The sequence below is a fragment of the uncultured Acetobacteroides sp. genome (genome assembly GCF_963667355.2).
Taxonomy (GTDB): Bacteria; Bacteroidota; Bacteroidia; order Bacteroidales; family ZOR0009; genus Acetobacteroides.
On sequence record NZ_OY763328.2, the window covers coordinates 1,477,994 to 1,496,022 of the forward strand.

At 51.4% G+C, this 18,029-nt stretch carries 15 protein-coding genes; 8 read left to right on the top strand and 7 right to left on the bottom strand.

Annotated elements, in window-relative coordinates:
* Positions 1-12: 12 nt before the first annotated feature.
* Entirely contained in the window at positions 13-351 is a 339-nt protein-coding gene (locus tag ACHZA1_RS06125) for a diguanylate cyclase (protein ID WP_394701067.1), read from the top strand.
* 150 nt (positions 352-501) lie between these two features.
* Complete coding sequence (locus ACHZA1_RS06130; protein ID WP_320054348.1) at positions 502-1,161, top strand: DedA family protein; 660 nt, start codon at positions 502-504, stop codon at positions 1,159-1,161.
* Here the strand turns inward: ACHZA1_RS06130 and ACHZA1_RS06135 are convergent.
* The 7 genes from ACHZA1_RS06135 to ACHZA1_RS06165 all read right to left on the bottom strand — a co-directional run bounded on the left by ACHZA1_RS06135 (position 1,154) and on the right by ACHZA1_RS06165 (position 7,770).
* Positions 1,154-1,498, bottom strand: coding sequence for an MGMT family protein (locus tag ACHZA1_RS06135; protein WP_320054349.1), 345 nt, complete (start codon positions 1,496-1,498; stop codon positions 1,154-1,156). The two genes, ACHZA1_RS06130 and ACHZA1_RS06135, sit on opposite strands and share 8 nt — an antisense overlap.
* An 81-nt stretch (positions 1,499-1,579) precedes the next feature.
* Positions 1,580-2,122 carry a hypothetical protein gene (locus ACHZA1_RS06140; protein WP_320054350.1) on the bottom strand — a complete coding sequence of 181 codons (543 nt, stop codon included), beginning with the start codon at positions 2,120-2,122 and terminating at the stop codon, positions 1,580-1,582.
* 157 nt (positions 2,123-2,279) lie between these two features.
* On the bottom strand, positions 2,280-3,044 hold the full coding sequence (locus tag ACHZA1_RS06145; RefSeq protein ID WP_320054351.1) for a DUF6261 family protein: 765 nt from the start codon (positions 3,042-3,044) through the stop codon (positions 2,280-2,282).
* 700 nt (positions 3,045-3,744) lie between these two features.
* Entirely contained in the window at positions 3,745-4,461 is a 717-nt protein-coding gene (gene trmB / locus ACHZA1_RS06150; RefSeq protein ID WP_320054352.1) for a tRNA (guanosine(46)-N7)-methyltransferase TrmB, read from the bottom strand.
* 10 nt (positions 4,462-4,471) lie between these two features.
* Complete coding sequence (locus ACHZA1_RS06155) at positions 4,472-4,951, bottom strand: gliding motility lipoprotein GldH (protein ID WP_320054353.1); 480 nt, start codon at positions 4,949-4,951, stop codon at positions 4,472-4,474.
* Positions 4,952-5,013: 62 nt separating this feature from the next.
* On the bottom strand, positions 5,014-6,591 hold the full coding sequence (ricT, locus tag ACHZA1_RS06160; RefSeq protein ID WP_320054354.1) for a regulatory iron-sulfur-containing complex subunit RicT: 1,578 nt from the start codon (positions 6,589-6,591) through the stop codon (positions 5,014-5,016).
* A gap of 42 nt (positions 6,592-6,633) precedes the next feature.
* A complete protein-coding gene (locus ACHZA1_RS06165) occupies positions 6,634-7,770 on the bottom strand; it encodes a DNA polymerase III subunit delta (protein WP_320054355.1) in 1,137 nt (378 codons plus the stop codon).
* A 390-nt stretch (positions 7,771-8,160) separates the two neighbouring features.
* Between ACHZA1_RS06165 and ACHZA1_RS06170 the strand changes: the two genes are divergently transcribed.
* The 6 genes from ACHZA1_RS06170 to infB all read left to right on the top strand — a co-directional run bounded on the left by ACHZA1_RS06170 (position 8,161) and on the right by infB (position 17,937).
* Positions 8,161-9,408, top strand: a complete 1,248-nt coding sequence (locus ACHZA1_RS06170; RefSeq protein ID WP_320054356.1) for an acyloxyacyl hydrolase — start codon at positions 8,161-8,163, stop codon at positions 9,406-9,408.
* Positions 9,409-9,466: 58 nt separating this feature from the next.
* Complete coding sequence (locus ACHZA1_RS06175) at positions 9,467-10,372, top strand: LD-carboxypeptidase (protein WP_320054357.1); 906 nt, start codon at positions 9,467-9,469, stop codon at positions 10,370-10,372.
* 302 nt (positions 10,373-10,674) lie between these two features.
* The gene (locus ACHZA1_RS06180) at positions 10,675-12,729 is read left to right on the top strand and encodes an alpha amylase C-terminal domain-containing protein (RefSeq protein ID WP_320054358.1); all 2,055 of its coding nucleotides are present in this window, start codon (positions 10,675-10,677) and stop codon (positions 12,727-12,729) included.
* Between the two features lie 239 nt (positions 12,730-12,968).
* Entirely contained in the window at positions 12,969-13,436 is a 468-nt protein-coding gene (gene rimP / locus ACHZA1_RS06185; protein WP_320054359.1) for a ribosome assembly cofactor RimP, read from the top strand.
* Between the two features lie 24 nt (positions 13,437-13,460).
* Positions 13,461-14,699 carry a transcription termination factor NusA gene (gene nusA / locus ACHZA1_RS06190; RefSeq protein ID WP_320054360.1) on the top strand — a complete coding sequence of 413 codons (1,239 nt, stop codon included), beginning with the start codon at positions 13,461-13,463 and terminating at the stop codon, positions 14,697-14,699.
* 46 nt (positions 14,700-14,745) lie between these two features.
* Complete coding sequence (gene infB / locus ACHZA1_RS06195) at positions 14,746-17,937, top strand: translation initiation factor IF-2 (RefSeq protein WP_320054361.1); 3,192 nt, start codon at positions 14,746-14,748, stop codon at positions 17,935-17,937.
* Positions 17,938-18,029: the final 92 nt, after the last annotated feature.

Genomic DNA, 18,029 nt, shown 5'->3' on the forward strand with positions numbered 1-18,029 from the left:
TCTTAATTTTTTATGATGGAATTCGACTTCTTTAAAACCATAGGCGGAAGCATCACCGTAAGCGATACCGAAGGAAACGTGCTTTACATGAACGATAAGGCTGCCGAGGTATTCGGCAACATGGTAGGCCAAAACATGATGGGCTGCCACAAGGCCAGCTCGCAGGAAACCATCGAGCGCCTAATTGCCAACGCCGAAACCAACGCCTACACCATCGAAAAGGGCGATGTGAAGAAGATCATCTACCAAACTCCATGGTATAAGGATGGAGCGGTTGCCGGACTGGTAGAGTTCTCGTTTGTGATCCCCTTCGAGATGCCCCACCACATCCGTCAGCCTAAAAAGGAGTAGAGGATGCATCTGTTGCATTTTGTCAATAATTGTGATAATCCTATAAATAGCGGGGGTGCCTAAGACCTCGAATGGGTTTGATGGATACCTTTACCGCGCAGTTGAATGCACGCCTAAGCGTGTAACTACTAGAAAATAATAAAATTTACCATGCTCGATCTTTTACAGCAGCTTATCGACTTCATCCTTCACATCGACAAGCATCTCTTAGAAATTGTTACCGACTACCAAACGTGGACCTACCTGATCCTGTTTGCCATCATATTCTGCGAAACCGGGTTGGTGGTAACCCCATTCCTGCCCGGCGACTCGCTGCTTTTCGCCGCTGGCGCTATCTCGGCCATGCCGGGCAACCCCATCGACGTAAACCTGCTGGTGCCAACGCTCCTGTGCGCTGCGGTGCTGGGCGATAACTCCAACTACTGGATTGGCCACCTCATTGGCGACCGGGTGTACGAAAAAAATTACAAGCTGATTAAGCGAAAGTACCTCGACGAGACCCACACCTTCTACGAGAAGCACGGTAAGACTACCCTCATCGTGGCGCGCTTTATGCCCATCATCCGCACCTTTGCCCCCTTTGTGGCAGGCGTTGGAAAAATGAAGTACCTGCGCTTTTTCACCTTCAGCCTAATTGGAAACATCCTTTGGGTATTGTCGTTTACCTATGCCGGCAACTTCTTTGGCAACATCCCTACCATAAAGCAGAACTTTACGCTGGTGGTATTCGCCATCATTGCCATATCGCTGGTTCCGCCAATCTACACCTTTATTAAGGTGAAGTACTTTAGCAGCAGCAAGGCTAGCTAATGTCCAGCTCCACGGAGGGATCCCAGAAGTAGCGCTCGAAGCCGACGATTTTATCGTCGACAACCTCGATGCCTTCGCTCCTAAGCAGCTCCTCCATAGCCGTAGGGCTGCCGAAGCAGTGCTTGCCGGTGAGCAGCCCATTGCGGTTTACCACCCGATGGGCGGGGATGTAGCGGCCGCAGGTATGGCTGGCATTCATGGCCCAGCCCACCATGCGCGACGAGCGCCCCGTACCCAGATAGCGGGCAATGGCGCCGTAGGAGGTAACCCTCCCCGCAGGGATAAGCTCCACCACCTGGTACACCTGCTCGAAGAACGATAGCTTATCGAAAGTCATACGCCGATTGTTTGGCTGCAAGTATACGATAAAAGCCCGGATTGCTCCGGGCTTTTGCTGTTTTCATATTTCCCTAACAGGTCATTTACTTTCAGAAAGGACCTTCTTCAATTTGACCAGAACATCATTTTCAAAAGTAGCTCTAGCATCTTTCTTTTCTTTTGATGACAATTCCCAATTTCTAAAATTCAAATTCACTTTATCCATAAAGAGTACTCTCATTAAGCATAAATCACAATTAAATCCATTTATCCATTCACCTTTATTGGCAATATCCACAATGAATACCATTCTACCATCAGCCGATTTTACATACCATTCTTCCCTTTTAAAATCCTCATTTACAGTCACACTTTTGAAAACATATGATTGCACACACCCGCTAGAAGAAGTATCTACAAAAATATTGGCTACAAACATTCTCGGATAAACTTTTTGGATTTTGCGTATGGTGCTCCCATCTACCCGATTTTCTGGATATTTCTCCCAAAAATCGTTTAGCTCCTTAACCACCTTTTTTTCATCAGCATAAAGCCTGCTATAACATCTTACAACCGTATCTCCGGCAGAAATACAACTTGTAGTGCTGATAACTAATGCAATCAATAATAATTTTTGAATCATAATTTTAAATTAATATGCTCCTCTGTCAACCAAAGCCTACTCGCTCTTAGAAGCCTTCATCAGCGTCTGAGGCTAGGCAAAGCCGCCACCAAATATACCCAAAAAGTAAAGCGCAACCGTGGGTTGCGCTTTACCTATGCTTGATTGGGCTAACGACCTATGCCGATGGCTTGTCGCCCTCCTTCTTTTTCTTCTCCTCCTTGGCCTTGGCGGCAAGGGTGGCGCGGGTGCGCATCAGCGCCATTAGGGCGTCGATCTCCAGGTTCACCTTGGTCATGGCGGCGGCGTACTCGGCCTTGTCCTCCACCATGTAGAGCGCCTCCACCAGGTCGAACACCTCGGAGCACTTGGCCTTGGCGCGCTTGCCCACCTGGAAGGCGGCATCGCCGGCATCCTCGGCTACCTCCAGCTCGCTGCGGTTGGTTTTGGCCCCATCGAACTCCTCCTGGGCCACCACCACGTTTTGCCAAAGGGGCTTGCCGTTAAGCGCCGCTAGCGCATCGGCCAGGCGGCCTACCTTAAACAGCGCATCGAGGGTGCGGATGGCCGTACTCTCCTCCTTCATCGGCAGGCTGTTGAGAGTGTGGTAGCCGTTGGACTTCAGCGTATCGTAGACCAGCATTGCCTGCTCGCGGATAGTGGGGTTGCGGCTGTGGGTAAACGCCTCGATGAAGGTGCGGAAAGTGAGGAACTCGCCATCGCGGTGGTCGTCGCATTCTTTTATGCCACGGGTCTCGCCCTTAAGGGATACCTTGGGGATGGCCGCGTCGAGCTCCGCCATGGCCAGGCTCAGCCCCACCAGCAGTCCCTTGAGCTTGGCGTTGTGCACGCCAAGCGCGTTAAGGATTGGGAATATCACATGTAGAAAATCGGAAAGCTCTTTAACTCGAATGTTGCTAAAGTGAATACTTGTAAATTTCATAGTAGTAGTATTTTGATCAGACATCGCTAAGTTAATTATTCATTTATAATCCATAATAACGTTAACTCAAAACTTTTTCTGCACATTTTGATTCCTCACGAAGAACCACAAGAATTTTGCCTTTACGATTGACTAAACGTGGCATTCACCCCTAAATCCCCTAAAGGGGACTTCGAGGCAGCCCAGCCATCAGGAGAAATCTCGAACGTCTATTCGACTTCTGGTTACGATAGGTGCTGTACGGTAGCCCCCTTTAGGGGGTTGGGGGTAAATATGGCTGAGTTTTTCAGCAGACCATACGAGAATCCTGCGGCCAGCCACCGAGTGCAGAGATAAGAGGAACGGTGGTTGAGGGGATTTTCACAGGCTGTGAAACGGTGATCGGAGGGTCGAGTACCACTTCCACAGCCTGTGAGATGGCCATCGGAGGGTCGGATGCTACTCTCACAAGCGGTGAGACGACGATCGGAGGCACTGATCTAGCTCCCACAAGCGGTGAGACGATGGTCTGGGGCTCAAACCTGGCTCTCACAGGCTGTGAGATGATGATCAGCGGGTCGAATATTACTCTCACAGGTTGTGAGACGCCCTTCGAAGGATCGGCTACGCCCTTCCTATAGCCATAAAACGAGGAATGCCGGGAGGTCCCGGCATTCTAGCTGAATATTTTAGTCGAAGGTCGCGCGACGCGCGACGCTTCCTAGATCACGAACGGCTCGATATCGGCGGGCTCCACCAGCGGCACATCGCCCTTGATGCGGAACTTGAGGTAGGTGATGGGCATCCCCTTGGCCAGGTAGTCCTGCTCGTACTTGGTTTTTACGGAGAGGATCTCGTCGGCCATGCCGCTATTGTAAAGGTCGTTGGTGGCCACCAGGATTTCCATGCCGTTCTCCTCGAGTAGCTTCTTGGTGTAGAAGTGGAGGTTCTGGTTGTCGGTTTTCAGGTGCACGATGCCGTCGGGGGCCAGGAACTCGCGGTAGCTGTTCAGGAATCCCGAGCAGGTGAGGCGCTTCTTGAGGCGGCTCTTCTTGAGCTGGGGATCGGGGAAGGTAACCCAGATCTCCGCCACCTCGTCCTTGCCGAATAGCGAGCGGATGAACTCGATACGGGTGCGCAGGAAGCCCACGTTGTCCATGTTGCCCTCGGTAGCCGTCTTGGCTCCGCGCCACAGGCGGGCGCCCTTCACATCAATTCCGATGAAGTTCTTTTCGGGGAACTTTTCTCCTAGGGCAACGGTGTACTCGCCACGCCCGCAGCCCAACTCTAAAACAATGGGCTTGCTGTTGCCAAAAAAATTCGCGTGCCAGTTTCCCTTTAAGTGATAGTCGCAGCCAAACACGGCATCAAACTCCGGCTGAACCAAATTTTTAAACGTCTCGTTCTCAGCAAACCGCTGAAGCTTATTCTTTCCCACCTAAATAGTCCTATTTTGATTTTACACGTTCAATTCTAATCCCAACATCGTGAATTCCGGGGAGTTCCTCCAGGCGCATGCCCTGCTGGATGGTAAAGGAGTAGACACCCTTTTCGGGGAACTTCACGTTCTTGCGCATGGCAAAGCGGCCATCCCAGTACTTGGAAAACCCCTTCCCCAGCCATCGGCCCGACTCGTCGGCCAGGACGCACTCCATGGTGTCGCGCACGAACGCGCCCGAGGGGGCAACCGTGGTCACAAACAGGTAAACGTTACTGTAGGGGTAGGTGCTGGCGTTCCTCAGGGTCACGTAAACGCTGTGGGTGCTCAGGGTGTCGTCAATGTTCACCTCGAAGCGGGCCAGCGAATCCTTGCTCCAGAGCGCCCCCAAGGGCTTGCTCTGCTCGTACACCCGCGACTTATCGCACGAGGCCAGCGAGATAAGAAGCGCTCCTGCTACTAGGAGCGCTATATTTCTAATTGTTTTCATTCTTGATGCTCTATGAAGATCTGTCGAAATGCAGCTGCATGCCCGCAAGCCTGAAGCTGCTCCTACTCGTTACTACCGTTGCTGCCGCTACTATCTCCCTCGCTAGGACGGCTGGGGCGATTCCGGTTAGGGCGACGATCGCCTCCCCTGCTGCCCCCCTCGCGGGTTCCTCCCTCGCGGCTACCCCCTTCACGGTTGCCACCTTCGCGATTACCGCCATTCGATGGACGACGGCGCTGCTCGCTGCGAGGATTTCGTTCGCCACGAAGCCCCTGCTCTGGGCGCTGCCCCTCGGTACGTCCGGGAGCGCTCGCCTGATTCTCGTCGCGTGCAGGACGATTCTCCGAGCGGTTCTGGCTCGGACGGCGTTCAGGGCGATCCTGAGGACCACGGCTAGGGCGCGCCTCCTGCTGTTGAGGCTGCTGAGACTGCTGCGGTGGCTGCGATTGACGCCCGCTGTTCTGTGAGGAATTTCCGCCACGGCCTCTGTTCCTTCCGCCACGCGAGCTGCTGCTACGCTTGCCAGATCGGTCGAAACGGGTGATGCTATCCTCGCCCACCACATTCTTGAATGTGGGCTCTTCCATCAGCTTAGCCTTTGCCAGCATCTCCTCGCCAATTTCGCCAAGCAACTTGTCGGCCTTTTGTCCGCGACGGTTAAGCGCTAGAATCTCCTTAACCCGGTCAACCGATACAGCGGTAAGGTTGAGCGTCGAGTCGGGGGCCGAGCTAAACCACATTAGCCCCTTTAGGATATCGGTCTTTTGAAGGAATGCCAAACCGTCGAACAGCTGCAGCGGCTCCGACACTCTAGGAAACTCCTTTTGGGCGTCCACGTAGGTGTCGAGCTCGTAGTTGAGGCAGCACTTTAGCTTGCTGCACTGGCCGGCCAGCTTCTGGGGGTTAAGCGATATCTCCTGGTGGCGGGCCGAGTTGGTGGTAACCGACGAGAAGTTGGTTATCCAGGTCGAGCAGCAAAGCTCGCGCCCGCACGACCCAATACCGCCGATACGCCCTGCCTCCTGCCGAGCACCAATCTGGCGCATCTCTATGCGGATCTTGAACGCCTCGGCCAAATCCTTTATCAGCTGGCGAAAATCGACGCGCTCATCGGCAATGTAGTAGAAGATCGCCTTGGTGTTGTCGCCCTGAAACTCCACGTCGCCCACCTTCATGTTCAGCTTTAGCCGATTGGCAATCTGGCGCGACTTGATCATGGTTTCCTGCTCGCGGGCAATGGCCTCCTGCCACTTATCAACATCCGAAGGTTTTGCCTTGCGGTATATTTTCTTAAAATCGAGGTTATTGGGATGTACACCCGTCTTTTTCATCTGGCGGGCCACCAGCTCCCCGGTAAGCGAGATAATGCCGATGTCGTGCCCGGGCGATGCCTCAACGGCAACAATGTCGCCCTTTTTCAGAGTCAGCTTATTAGCGTTGCGGTAGTATCCCTTACGGGTATTCTTAAAGCGTACTTCAAATACATCGTGCTCAATAGCTGTCTGAGGTAAATCACTCAGCCAGTCGTAGGTGCTTAACTTCTGACCTCCGTCGAGGCTAAGCGCTATAGACTCATCCTGATCGTTATGCGAGAAGCAGCAACCGCGTGAAAAATCTATATCTTGGGGGTTTCCGTTCATCTTTCGAATAGTGTTATTGCAATCTGCAAAAGTAATAAAAATTTACGGCTTAATCAGTTTCACCATTTTCAGCGCCATGTCGGAAAGCACAATCTTGGCGTTGCCGTTGGCGTTTATGTGGTGAACTGCGGTGTTGAGAAGCATAAAAGTCTCCTCTATGTTGTTGGGCCTAATAAAAGGCTTAAAGTTTGCGTAGAACTTCTGCTGCTCGGGGTTGAGCGGAAGGTAGCTAACCGCCTCCATCCGGAGGTTCAGCATAAACGCCTCGCGGACCACCCTTTGGGCATAGGCCAGCAGGCGCTTAATGCGGTCGCGCCCCAGTGTGGCCACCTCCTCGCTCCATTCGATGAGCCCAATTACGTTCGACTGGTAGCAGAGGCGGAGCAATCCGATGACGTAGTTAAAAAACTCGTCGCCCTCCTCGTCGAGTTCGAGCAGACGTCGAGCCTCAATCATGCTTCCCGACGATAACCTGGCAACGCTCTCTATTGGCATCGATGAGGCGGGATACCTTTCGGCTAGCGATCGGCCCATGTCGTCGTACTTGATGCGGGGTACGCGAATAATCTGAGTTCGCGAAAGGATGGTCTTAAGCACCTTGCCCTCCTCTTGGGCAACCATCAGAAATATGGTTTTAGGAGGGGGCTCTTCGACCAGCTTCAACAGGGTGTTCGAGGCAGCAATGTTCATCCGCTCGGGAAGCCACATCAGGAGCACCTTGTACTCCGCCTCGTACGACTTAAAGGATAATTTTTTAATGATGTTGTCGGCTTCGGCCACGTTGATTAGCCCCTGCTTATTGCCCAAGTCGATGTGCGAGTACCAGTCCTGCTCGTCGAAGTAGGTGAGCTTTTCGACAATTGAGCGCCAATGGTTCAAAAACAGGTCGCTCACCACAACCTTGTCGCCAATTTCCGAAGTTTTGTTGACGGGAAAGGTGAAGTGAATGTCGGGATGCTGCAGCTTCTGCATCTTATGGCACGATGGGCAAACGCCGCAGGAGTCGTGTTCGCCCCTATTCTGGCAGTTGAGGTATTGCGCGTAGGCAATCGCCAAAGGAATAGTCCCCGAACCCGGTTCCCCTAAAAACATTTGCGCATGGCTGATACGGCCTTCGCGAACACCCCGTATTAGCCGCTCTTTCAGCTCATCTTGCCCTACAATATCTTTAAAAAGCATTATCTCCTCGAGTTGATAAATATCTGCCAAACAAAAATAGTAAACCGATTGGCAAAATTGGCCTTTTGCTCTAGGAACTCTAAAAAATGGCTGCGATTGGTGGAGGTAGTGGCACAGGATACCCATTGCGCGGAACTTTTTTGCCCTCTTGAATGTCCATTGCGGAGAGTGGACAACGAGGGACGAAGCCGCTGGCTCGGCCCCTACCAATTGCTGCCGAAATACCGGGTTCGTTGCCCCGCTTGGCGGCTGCCAGCTGCACTTTTTAGCCTAATTGGAGTGATACGTGTACTCCCGAACAGCTAAAATTAGCCAACTCCAAACGGTTAAAATCTTTATTATTCGCACTTTTGTCCGTTAATTTTCAACCATACCTTATTTCAAATAGTAATGAAGAAGCGGTTCCTCATCTTACTTATACTTATAGCTAACGGAGCTTCGGCGAGCAGCATAATTAACCTCGACTCGCTAGGCAAAACTAAGCTGCAAAACCCATTTCTGTCGCTCAACTACCAGGGGGGCATTGTGCTGCCCACCAACGATTTTATCTCCAAGCAAAAGACAAACCCCTCGTTTACCTCCTACACCCTTAAGTATGGCTACTCCTCGGCGGGCGATTGCTGGGAGGACTACGCCTACGGGATGCCCTACGGCGGGATAGGCCTCTACACGGCCAACTTCTACAACGACAACCATGCCCTCGGAAATCCGTTTGCCCTCTTCGCCTTTCAGGGAACGACGCTTAACGACTACTCGAAGCCGATTAAGATTAAGTTCGAGTGGCAGCTGGGCGCCTCGTTCAACTGGAAACCCTACGATGCGTTTACCAACCACGAGAATATTTCGCTAGGCTCCACCTCCAACGTGTACGTGGGCCTCAACCTCTACGCCAGCTACCAGCTGCTTCCCCGCTGGGACCTCGACTTTGGGGTTGGCATGACCCACTTCTCCAACGGCGCCTCGCGCCTGCCCAACAAGGGGGTCAACCTGTTTGCCCCCTTCTTCGAGTTTAAGTACAACTTCGACAGCAGGCTCTCGCTTAACGGCAAGAGCCGCTTCATTCCCCCGGTTGTGGAGCCCCGAATCGACTACGACTTGCTGGTAAACATCTCCTCGCGCCAGAAGAAGTTCGACACCACCGGCACCGGCCTTCCGTCGCAGTACATCGACCGCAACTTTGGCGTTTACGGCCTTTCGTTTGCGCCCATGCTGGTGCGCAGCTACAAGTACAAGTACGGCGCTAGCCTCGACATCCTCTACGACGAGAGCTCAGGCGCCAAGGCGTGGCGCGCCACCAACCCCTTGGATGGAAAGATCTACGACCGGGTAACGCTTGGCCCGTTCTGGCATCGCTTTTCGGCGGGCCTATCGGCCAAGGGCGAGCTGGTGCTGCCCAACTACTCCATCTTTGCCAACTTCGGGTACAACATCATCCACGGAAGTTCCTACGACAAGCGGCTGTATCAGGTTATTGGGGTGAAGGTATTCCTGAAGGATAACCTCTTTGGCACCTTTGGCATACGGGCCGCCCGATTCAGCCAGGCGCAGTACCTGTACTGGAGCCTAGGGTACACCTTTAAGGGAAGCCCGCTGAGCAAGGTCAGGAGATCGTTGCCCGCCATGATTAAGGGAATTTAGTCCAAAAACGACAATGCACCAGAACCCGCTACTATATTTGCAAAAATTTGTTCCGGAAATGATAGAGATCCCAAAATACTTAGAGCCGGGCGATACGATTGGCATCGTGGCTACGGCCCGCAAGGTGTCGCCCGAAGAGCTGGAGCCCGCCGTTAGGCTGATTACCGCCGAAGGATTTAGGGTGAAGCTGGCGAACAACCTCTTTGAGGAAGACAACCAGTTTGCCGGCACCGACCAGCAGCGCGCTGCCGACGTTATGCAAATGGTGAACGATGGCGAGGTAAAAACCATCCTATGCGCCAGAGGCGGATACGGCTCGGCCCGCATCCTCGGCCATCTGGACTACGACGCCATTAAGGCCCACCCCAAGTGGTTTTGCGGCTATAGCGATGTCACCGTAATGCACGCGCTGTACAACAGGCTGGGAATAGCAAGCCTGCACAGCACCATGCCCATCAACTTTCCGAAGGACGGGTCGGCCAGCGCATCAACCCGAAGTTTGTTCGACAGCCTTAGGGGGAAGCATGCGAGCCTTGCCGCAGCCGCCAACCCGCTGAACGTATCCGGCGAAGCCGAAGGTGTGCTTGTGGGGGGCAACCTTTCGCTCATCTACAGCCTTATGGCAACCGACCTGCAGCACGACACCGAGAGGAAGATTCTTTTTATTGAAGATCTTGACGAGTACCTCTACCACATGGACCGAACCATGCTGAGCCTTAGGCAGAGCGGCGTCCTAAACCAGCTCGCCGGCATTGCGGTGGGCTACCTGAACGACATGAACGACAACACCATTCCATTTGGAAAAACCGCCGAGCAGATCGTTCACGAGCACACCCAGCAGCTGGGTATCCCGGTAGGCTTTGGCATCCCGGCGGGGCACCTCGAACCCAACTACGCCATGGCTTTTGGCGTGCGATACCGGCTCTCGGTAAGCGAATCCGGAAGCCTGCTGAAAATACGGTAAAGGACATCAACCCGAAAGAGTTACCCAAAGAATTGGGTAGCTTTCTTGTTTTATGACAGCAAGTACGGAAGGTTCAATCGGCACCGAAAAAACCTTCCGTACACCTACGGAAGCACCAACCGGAACCAGAAACACCTTCCGTACACCTACGGAAGCACCAATCGGAACCCAAAACATCCTCCCGACATCTCCGCTCCATCTGGCGGCAGGAAACTGCAAAAGCAGTGGAAGCCCTCCTGATAATTCCCTACATTTACCATCGCCCCAGCGGGCAGCAACGATTACCAAACGCCATCCGAAGCATGAACAACGAACTAGGCATCATCCGGCACGACAGGCTGCTCCAGCCCTACGCCGACACCATCAACCGCCGGCACGCCAACATCCTAAAACGGGAGATGGAGCTCACGCAAGGCCAGCTTTCGCTTGGCGAATTCGCCAACGGCCACATGTACTTTGGCCTGAACCGCACCTCCGACGGCTGGGTTTTCCGGGAGTGGGCTCCTGCAGCATCGCGCATCTACCTGATCGGCGACTTTAGCGGATGGCAGGAGCAGGAAACGTTCCGCCTCTACCCCCTCGAAAATGGCGTCTGGGAACTTTGGCTAGAGCCCAGCCAGCTGCAGCACGGTCAGCACTACAAGCTGTCCATCCACAGCAGCAGCGGCAAGTTCGAGCGCATCCCCGCGTGGGCAACCCGCGTCGTTCAAAACGATTCCACCAAGATATTCTCCGCGCAGGTTTGGGATCCACAGTACGAATACGAATTTCGCGTTAAGCACTTTAAGCCCCACACCTCTCCGCTCCTCATCTACGAGTGCCACATTGGGATGGCCACCGAACAGGAGCGAGTTGGCATCTTCAACGAGTTTAGGGAGAACGTTCTTCCGCGCATTGCCGCGCTGGGCTACAACGCCATCCAGCTGATGGCCATTCAGGAGCACCCCTACTACGGATCGTTCGGCTACCACGTCTCGAGCTTCTTTGCCCCCTCGTCGCGCTTCGGCACCCCCGAAGAGCTGAAGCAGCTCGTAGATGCCGCCCACGAGCTGGGCATTGCCGTTATCATGGACCTCGTCCACTCGCACGCCGTAAAAAACGAGGTGGAAGGGCTTGGATCCTTCGACGGCACCCCGTTCCAGTACTTTCACGAGGGATCGAGGCGAGAGCATCCCGCCTGGGATTCGCTCTGCTTCGACTACGCAAAGCCCCAAGTGCAGCACTACCTCCTCTCCAACTGCAAGTACTGGCTCCAAGAGTTCAAGTTCGACGGATTCCGCTTCGACGGCGTAACCTCCATGATCTACCTCACCCACGGCCTCAACCAAGCCTTTACCAGCTACAACGACTACTACAACGGCAACCAGGACGAAGACGCCATCGCCTACCTTGCCCTTGCCAACAAGCTGGTACACCAGTTCAACCCCAATGCCATAACCATAGCCGAAGAGATGAGCGGCATGCCCGGCGTAGCCACCAAGCAGGAAGATGGCGGCCTTGGCTTCGACTACCGCATGGCCATGGGCATCCCCGACTACTGGATAAAGCTCACCAAAGATCATACGGATGAGGAATGGAGGCCCAGCGACATCTACGGGCAGCTAACCAACCGCCGGAAGGAGGAAAAGACAATCAGCTACGCAGAGAGCCACGACCAAGCGCTTGTAGGCGATAAGACCATCATATTTAGGCTTACCGATGCCAAGATGTACTGGCATATGCGGATTGAGGATGCCGACTTGACCGTCAATCGGGGCATTGCCCTCCACAAGATGATTCGCCTGATTACGGCAGCAACCATAAACGGAGGATACCTCAACTTTATGGGCAACGAATTTGGGCATCCCGAATGGATCGACTTCCCCCGCGAAGGAAATGGCTGGTCGTACAAGTACGCCCGACGACAGTGGAGCCTAGCCACCGACCCAAGTTTAAAGTACCAGTACCTAGCCAAGTTCGACAGGGCAATGGTTAGCCTCCTAAAGGGGATGAAGGATTTTCACCGCACCGCCCTTGCCAAGCTCTGGGATAAAGACGACGACCAAGTACTTGCCTTCGGGCGGAACGACCTCGTCTTCGTCTTCAACTTTAACCCCAACCAGTCATTCACGGACTACGGCATCCTAGCCCCAACCGGGAAGTACACGGTAATCCTCAACACCGACGCCAAAGAGTTTGGTGGCTTTGGCAGCAACGACGACAGCATAGAGCACCTCACTCAGCCGCCCCCCCTCCATAGGAGCAACAGCAAGGAATGGCTCAAGTTGTACCTGCCATCACGCACCGCCCTTGTTCTTCGAAAAGTTAGGGATAGGGCGATTTTGAAGCCTTCATTCTGGCCGCTCAACAACGGATAATAGCTGTCGCACACCCCCAATATTGCACGAAAACGGAGAGGTATTGTTATTTTTCGCTAATATTTTACACGCCTAAAATGCATTTATGCAGCAGAGAAGAGCTAACCAATCAACTATACTTGCTTAATTTTCAGCAATATTTTCAATTTCGTCCGAAAATATACTATATTTGCGCTCGTAAAGGAGAAAATCCGATACCGAGGGGGACACGATGTCCCCCCTTTTGTTATCAAAAATATATGGTAGATCAGGCATTTGTAAAAAAAATCGTAGAGGAAAAACTAGCCGAACTGGAGCTGTTCCTTGTAGATTTGAAAATCGATACCGCAAACAAAATCGACATTGCCATTGATGGCGATAACGGAGTAGGCATCGACCAATGCATTGCAGTTAGCCGCGCCGTAGAGGGCTCGCTCGACCGCGAAAAAGAAGATTTCGAGTTAATGGTTGCATCACCTGGAGTCGGTCAACCTTTCAAAGTTCACCACCAGTACACCAAAGCCGTAGGCCGTTTGGTAGAGGTGCAGCTGCTCGACGGAACCAAAGTTGCCGGAACCCTAAGCGAGGTAACTCCCGAGGATTTCGAGGTTACCTTCTCCAGAAAGGAGCAAATCGAGGGAACCAAGAAAAAGCAGGTCGTAGAGGTAAAGCAGCGCATTGCCTTTGCCGATGCGAAATCGACTAAAGAAACAATATCATTCAAGTAAGAAAGAGATATAAGCTTGTTGCAGATGGAAAATCTTAACCTTATAGAAACATTCGCAGAGTTTAAAGAACTCAAGAATATAGACCGTCCAACCATGATGAGCGTTCTTGAGGACGTATTTCGTGGCCTTCTCGTAAAACTTTACGGAAGCGACGAAAACTTCGACATCATCGTGAATATCGACAAGGGGAACCTTGAGATATACCACAACCGTATCGTGGTTGCCGATGGCGAGTTGGAAGATCCGACTAAAGAGATTCCGCTTAGCGAAGCCAAAAAGATTGACGAGGACTACGAAGTTGGCGAAGAAGTATCTGAAGAGGTCAGGTTCGAGAAGTTCGGACGCCGCGCAATCCTTGCACTCCGCCAAAATCTAGCAGGCCGAATCATGGATCTCGAAAAAGCGAGCATCTTCAACAAGTATAAAGACAAGGTAGGCCAAGTGATCAACGGAGAGGTGTACCAAGTTTGGAAGAAAGAGATCCTTGTTATCGACGATGAAAACAACGAGCTCATCCTGCCCCGCACCGAACAAATTCCATCTGACTTCTACCGCAAAGGCGATACGCTAAAGGCAGTAGTTGTTCGCGTTGAAATGCGCAACAGCAACCCACTTATCATCCTTTCAAGAACATCACCCGTATTCCTAGAGCGCCTTTTCGAACAGGAAGTACCCGAAATTTTCGACGGGCTAATCACCATAAAGAAGATTGTACGCGTACCTGGCGAGCGCGCAAAAGTAGCCGTAGAGAGCTACGACGAGCGCATCGACCCAGTTGGAGCTTGCGTTGGTATGAAAGGATCACGCATTCACGGAATCGTTCGTGAACTTCGCAACGAAAATATCGACGTTATCAACTTTACGCATAACACGCAGCTGTACATCTCTCGTGCCCTTAGCCCCGCTAAGATTAGCAGCATTAAGTTCGATGAGGAAAATAGCAAAGCAGATGTGTACCTAAAACCAACCGAAGTATCGCTTGCCATTGGTAAGGGTGGACTCAACATCAAGTTGGCAGGTCAGCTAACCGGTTACGAAATCGACGTTTACAGAGAAAACTCAGAGAACGACGAAGACGTATCACTAGACGAATTCGGCGATGAAATCGAAGGCTGGATCATCGATCAGCTCAAGAATATTGGCTGCGATACAGCTAAGAGCGTACTCGAAATTTCGGTAAGCGAGTTGGTACGCAGAACCGACTTAGAAGAAGAAACTGTAGTCGAAGTGGTAAACATTCTTCGTTCGGAGTTTGATGCGTAGCACATTGTATTAAATTTGCCTTCACTAAAAAATCGATAGGATAAGTATGACGCAGGATAAATCAACACGGCTCCTTAAAGCAGCTAAGGAGTTAAACGTAGGGGTTCAGACCATTGTAGATTTTCTTCATAAGAAGGGAATAGAGGTCGACTCGAACCCTAACTCCAAAATAACCACCGAAGCATACCTATTGCTGGAGAAGGAATTCGGCAAGGAGTTTAAGCTAAAAGCAGAAGCCAGCAAGGTTGACCTTAAGGGCATCCGAGAAAAAAAGGCTACTGTGTCTATAGACGACGTGCTTAAAGGCTCAACCCCTGACGACGAAGATGAAAGCGAGGACGATAGCGAACGGAGCATCATCCTAAAGGACAACACCAACACCGAAAGGCATAAGCACCATGAGCCAGAGGTGGAAAAAATTGAGACTCCAAAGATTAAGGGACCGAACATCATAGGCAAAATAGATCTCGAGCCTAAGCGCGTTGCCCGTCCTGCTGCCAACGAATCACCTATCGAAGAGGAAGTAAAACCGCAACCTGCTGCTGAGGTTAAAGCGGAGAAAACCGAACCTTCGCCTATCGAAAAAACACAAGAAGTCAAAATTGAAAAAGCGGCAGAAATAGAACCTGCTACTCCTGTAGTTGCTGTAGAAGATAAAGTAGTTGCAGAAAATAAACCTTCTGCACCAGTCGAGAATAAAATAGTCGAAGAGGTTAAGCCTGTGCAAGAAAAGCCAGCAACACCTGACGATACCGAAGGTAAACAACCAAACCGCCCCAAGCCAACTCCTGCACCTGAGAAAGAGCCGGAAATCGCCGAAGAACCTAAAAAGGGCGTTGAAGAAACGAAAAAAGATTTAGTGAAAGAAGTAGTTGTAAAAGAAGAGGTGGTTGAAACAACTACCGAAACCAGCGAAGAACTTTTTAGGGCTGACGTAGAAAAGCTCTCGGGACCAACCGTTGTTGGCAAAATTGACTTGTCGGCTTTTGCGCCTAAGAAGAAGCCAGTTGCTACTTCGGCAAATACCCCAAATGCAGGAGATAAGAACAAGAAGAAGCGCAAGCGCATTAAGCCCGATCAAAAAGTTAACGTAGAAGGAGAGTCTAAGGCTCAAGACGGCGTTCGTCAGCCTCAGTTTCCACCTCGTGCAAAACCACTTGAAAAGGGTCCAAAGCAAACTGACGCTAGCCGTCCACAAAAAGGACCTCGCCAAGGTCAGCCAGGAGCACAGCAAGGTCAAGGAGGTGGTAACCGTCTACAGGTTAACCGTAATCCAGCAGGTCCACAAAAAGGTGGATCAAAGTTTGCCGCTAAGAAACCTATACATAAAGAGGTTAGCGACGAAGATGTACAAAAGCAAATTAAGGATACTCTAGCTCGTCTTACTGCAAAAGGTGCGAAGAGCAAGAGTTCGAAATATCGTAGAGATAAGCGCGACGATGTTCGTCAGCGTATGATGGCTGAGCAAGAACTTGCTGAGGCAGAACGTAGCATCATCAAAGTAACCGAGTTTGTTACCGTAAACGAGTTGGCTAACATGATGGATGTTCCGGTTACCGATGTAATTGGAGCATGCATGAACCTAGGTTTGATGGTATCTATCAACCAGCGTTTGGATGCAGAGGCCCTTGTTTTGGTAGCTGAAGAGTTTGGCTATAAGGTTGAGTTCGTTGCTGCTGAAATTCAAGAATCTATCCAGGAAGAGGAGGATAAGCCAGAGGATCTACTCCCCCGCTCTCCAATTGTTACCGTAATGGGTCACGTAGACCACGGTAAAACATCGCTGTTGGACTACATACGTAAAGCAAATGTAATTGCCGGTGAGGCAGGTGGTATCACCCAGCACATTGGAGCCTACTCTGTAAAGATCGACGACGAGCGTAGAATTACGTTCCTCGACACCCCAGGTCACGAAGCATTTACTGCGATGCGTGCTCGTGGAGCTAAGGTTACCGATATTGCCATCATCATTATTGCTGCAGACGATAGCGTGATGCCTCAAACCAAGGAGGCCATCAACCACGCAGTTGCCGCAGGTGTTCCAATGGTATTCGCCATCAACAAGGTGGATAAACCAGGAGCCAATCCAGAAAGAATTCGCGAACAGCTTGCCGCCATGAACTACCTCGTAGAGGATTGGGGCGGTAAGTATCAGGTTCAAGAAATATCAGCCAAAAAGGGCGAAGGCATTCAGGAACTTTTAGATAAAGTTTTACTAGAGGCCGAAATGCTAGAGTTAAAAGCAAATCCAAACAAGAATGCAGTAGGTTCCGTTATCGAATCGACTCTTGATAAGGGTCGCGGTTACGTTACTACTATGCTGGTTCATGCAGGAACGCTTAAAGTTGGAGACGTTGTTCTTTCGGGACCATACTACGGTCGCGTAAAAGCAATGTTCAACGAGCGCGGTAAGAAGATAACCAAGGCAGGACCATCTGTTCCTGTACTGATGCTCGGTTTGAACGGAGCTCCAACCGCAGGTGAAACCTTCAATGTACTTGAAGAGCGCGAGGCAAAGGATATCGCCAACAAGCGTGAGCAGTTGCAGCGTATGCAGGGTCTACGTGCAACCAAGCATATTACACTCGACGAAATCGGTCGCCGTATTGCCGTTGGAAACTTCAAAGAACTTAACATCATCGTTAAGGGTGACGTGGATGGTTCTATCGAAGCACTTACCGACTCGCTCATCAAGCTTTCGAACGAAGAGGTACAGGTTAACGTAATCCACAAGGCAGTAGGTCAAATCTCTGAATCTGATGTTTTGTTGGCTGCTGCATCAAATGCAATCGTTGTTGGATTCCAGGTTCGTCCATCAACCAACGCTCGCCGTATTGCAGAGAACGAGGGTATTGAAATCCGTCACTACTCGATCATCTACGATGCTATCAACGAGGTTAAGGATGCGATCGAGGGTATGCTTTCTCCTGAAATCAAGGAAGAGACAACCTGCTCTGTTGAGGTTATGGAAGTATTCAAGATTACCAAGGTGGGGACGATTGCCGGATGTATTGTTCGCGAGGGCACAGTTGTTCGCAACTCCAAGATCCGCATTATCCGCGACGGTATTGTGGTTCACTCGGGAGAGTTGGATTCGCTTAAGCGCTTTAAGGATGACGTTAAGGAGGTTAAGAGCGGCTTCGAGTGTGGTTTGAGCATTAAGAACTATAGCGACATTCAAACTGGCGACTTCATTGAAGGCTACGAACTAATTGAGGTGAAGAAAACACTAGACTAGGCTATCAACAAGTAATAAAAAGGGGGACGTCTTATTTGATGTCCCCTTTTATTGTATCCTACAGAGACCATCAATCAAAAATAGCACCAAGT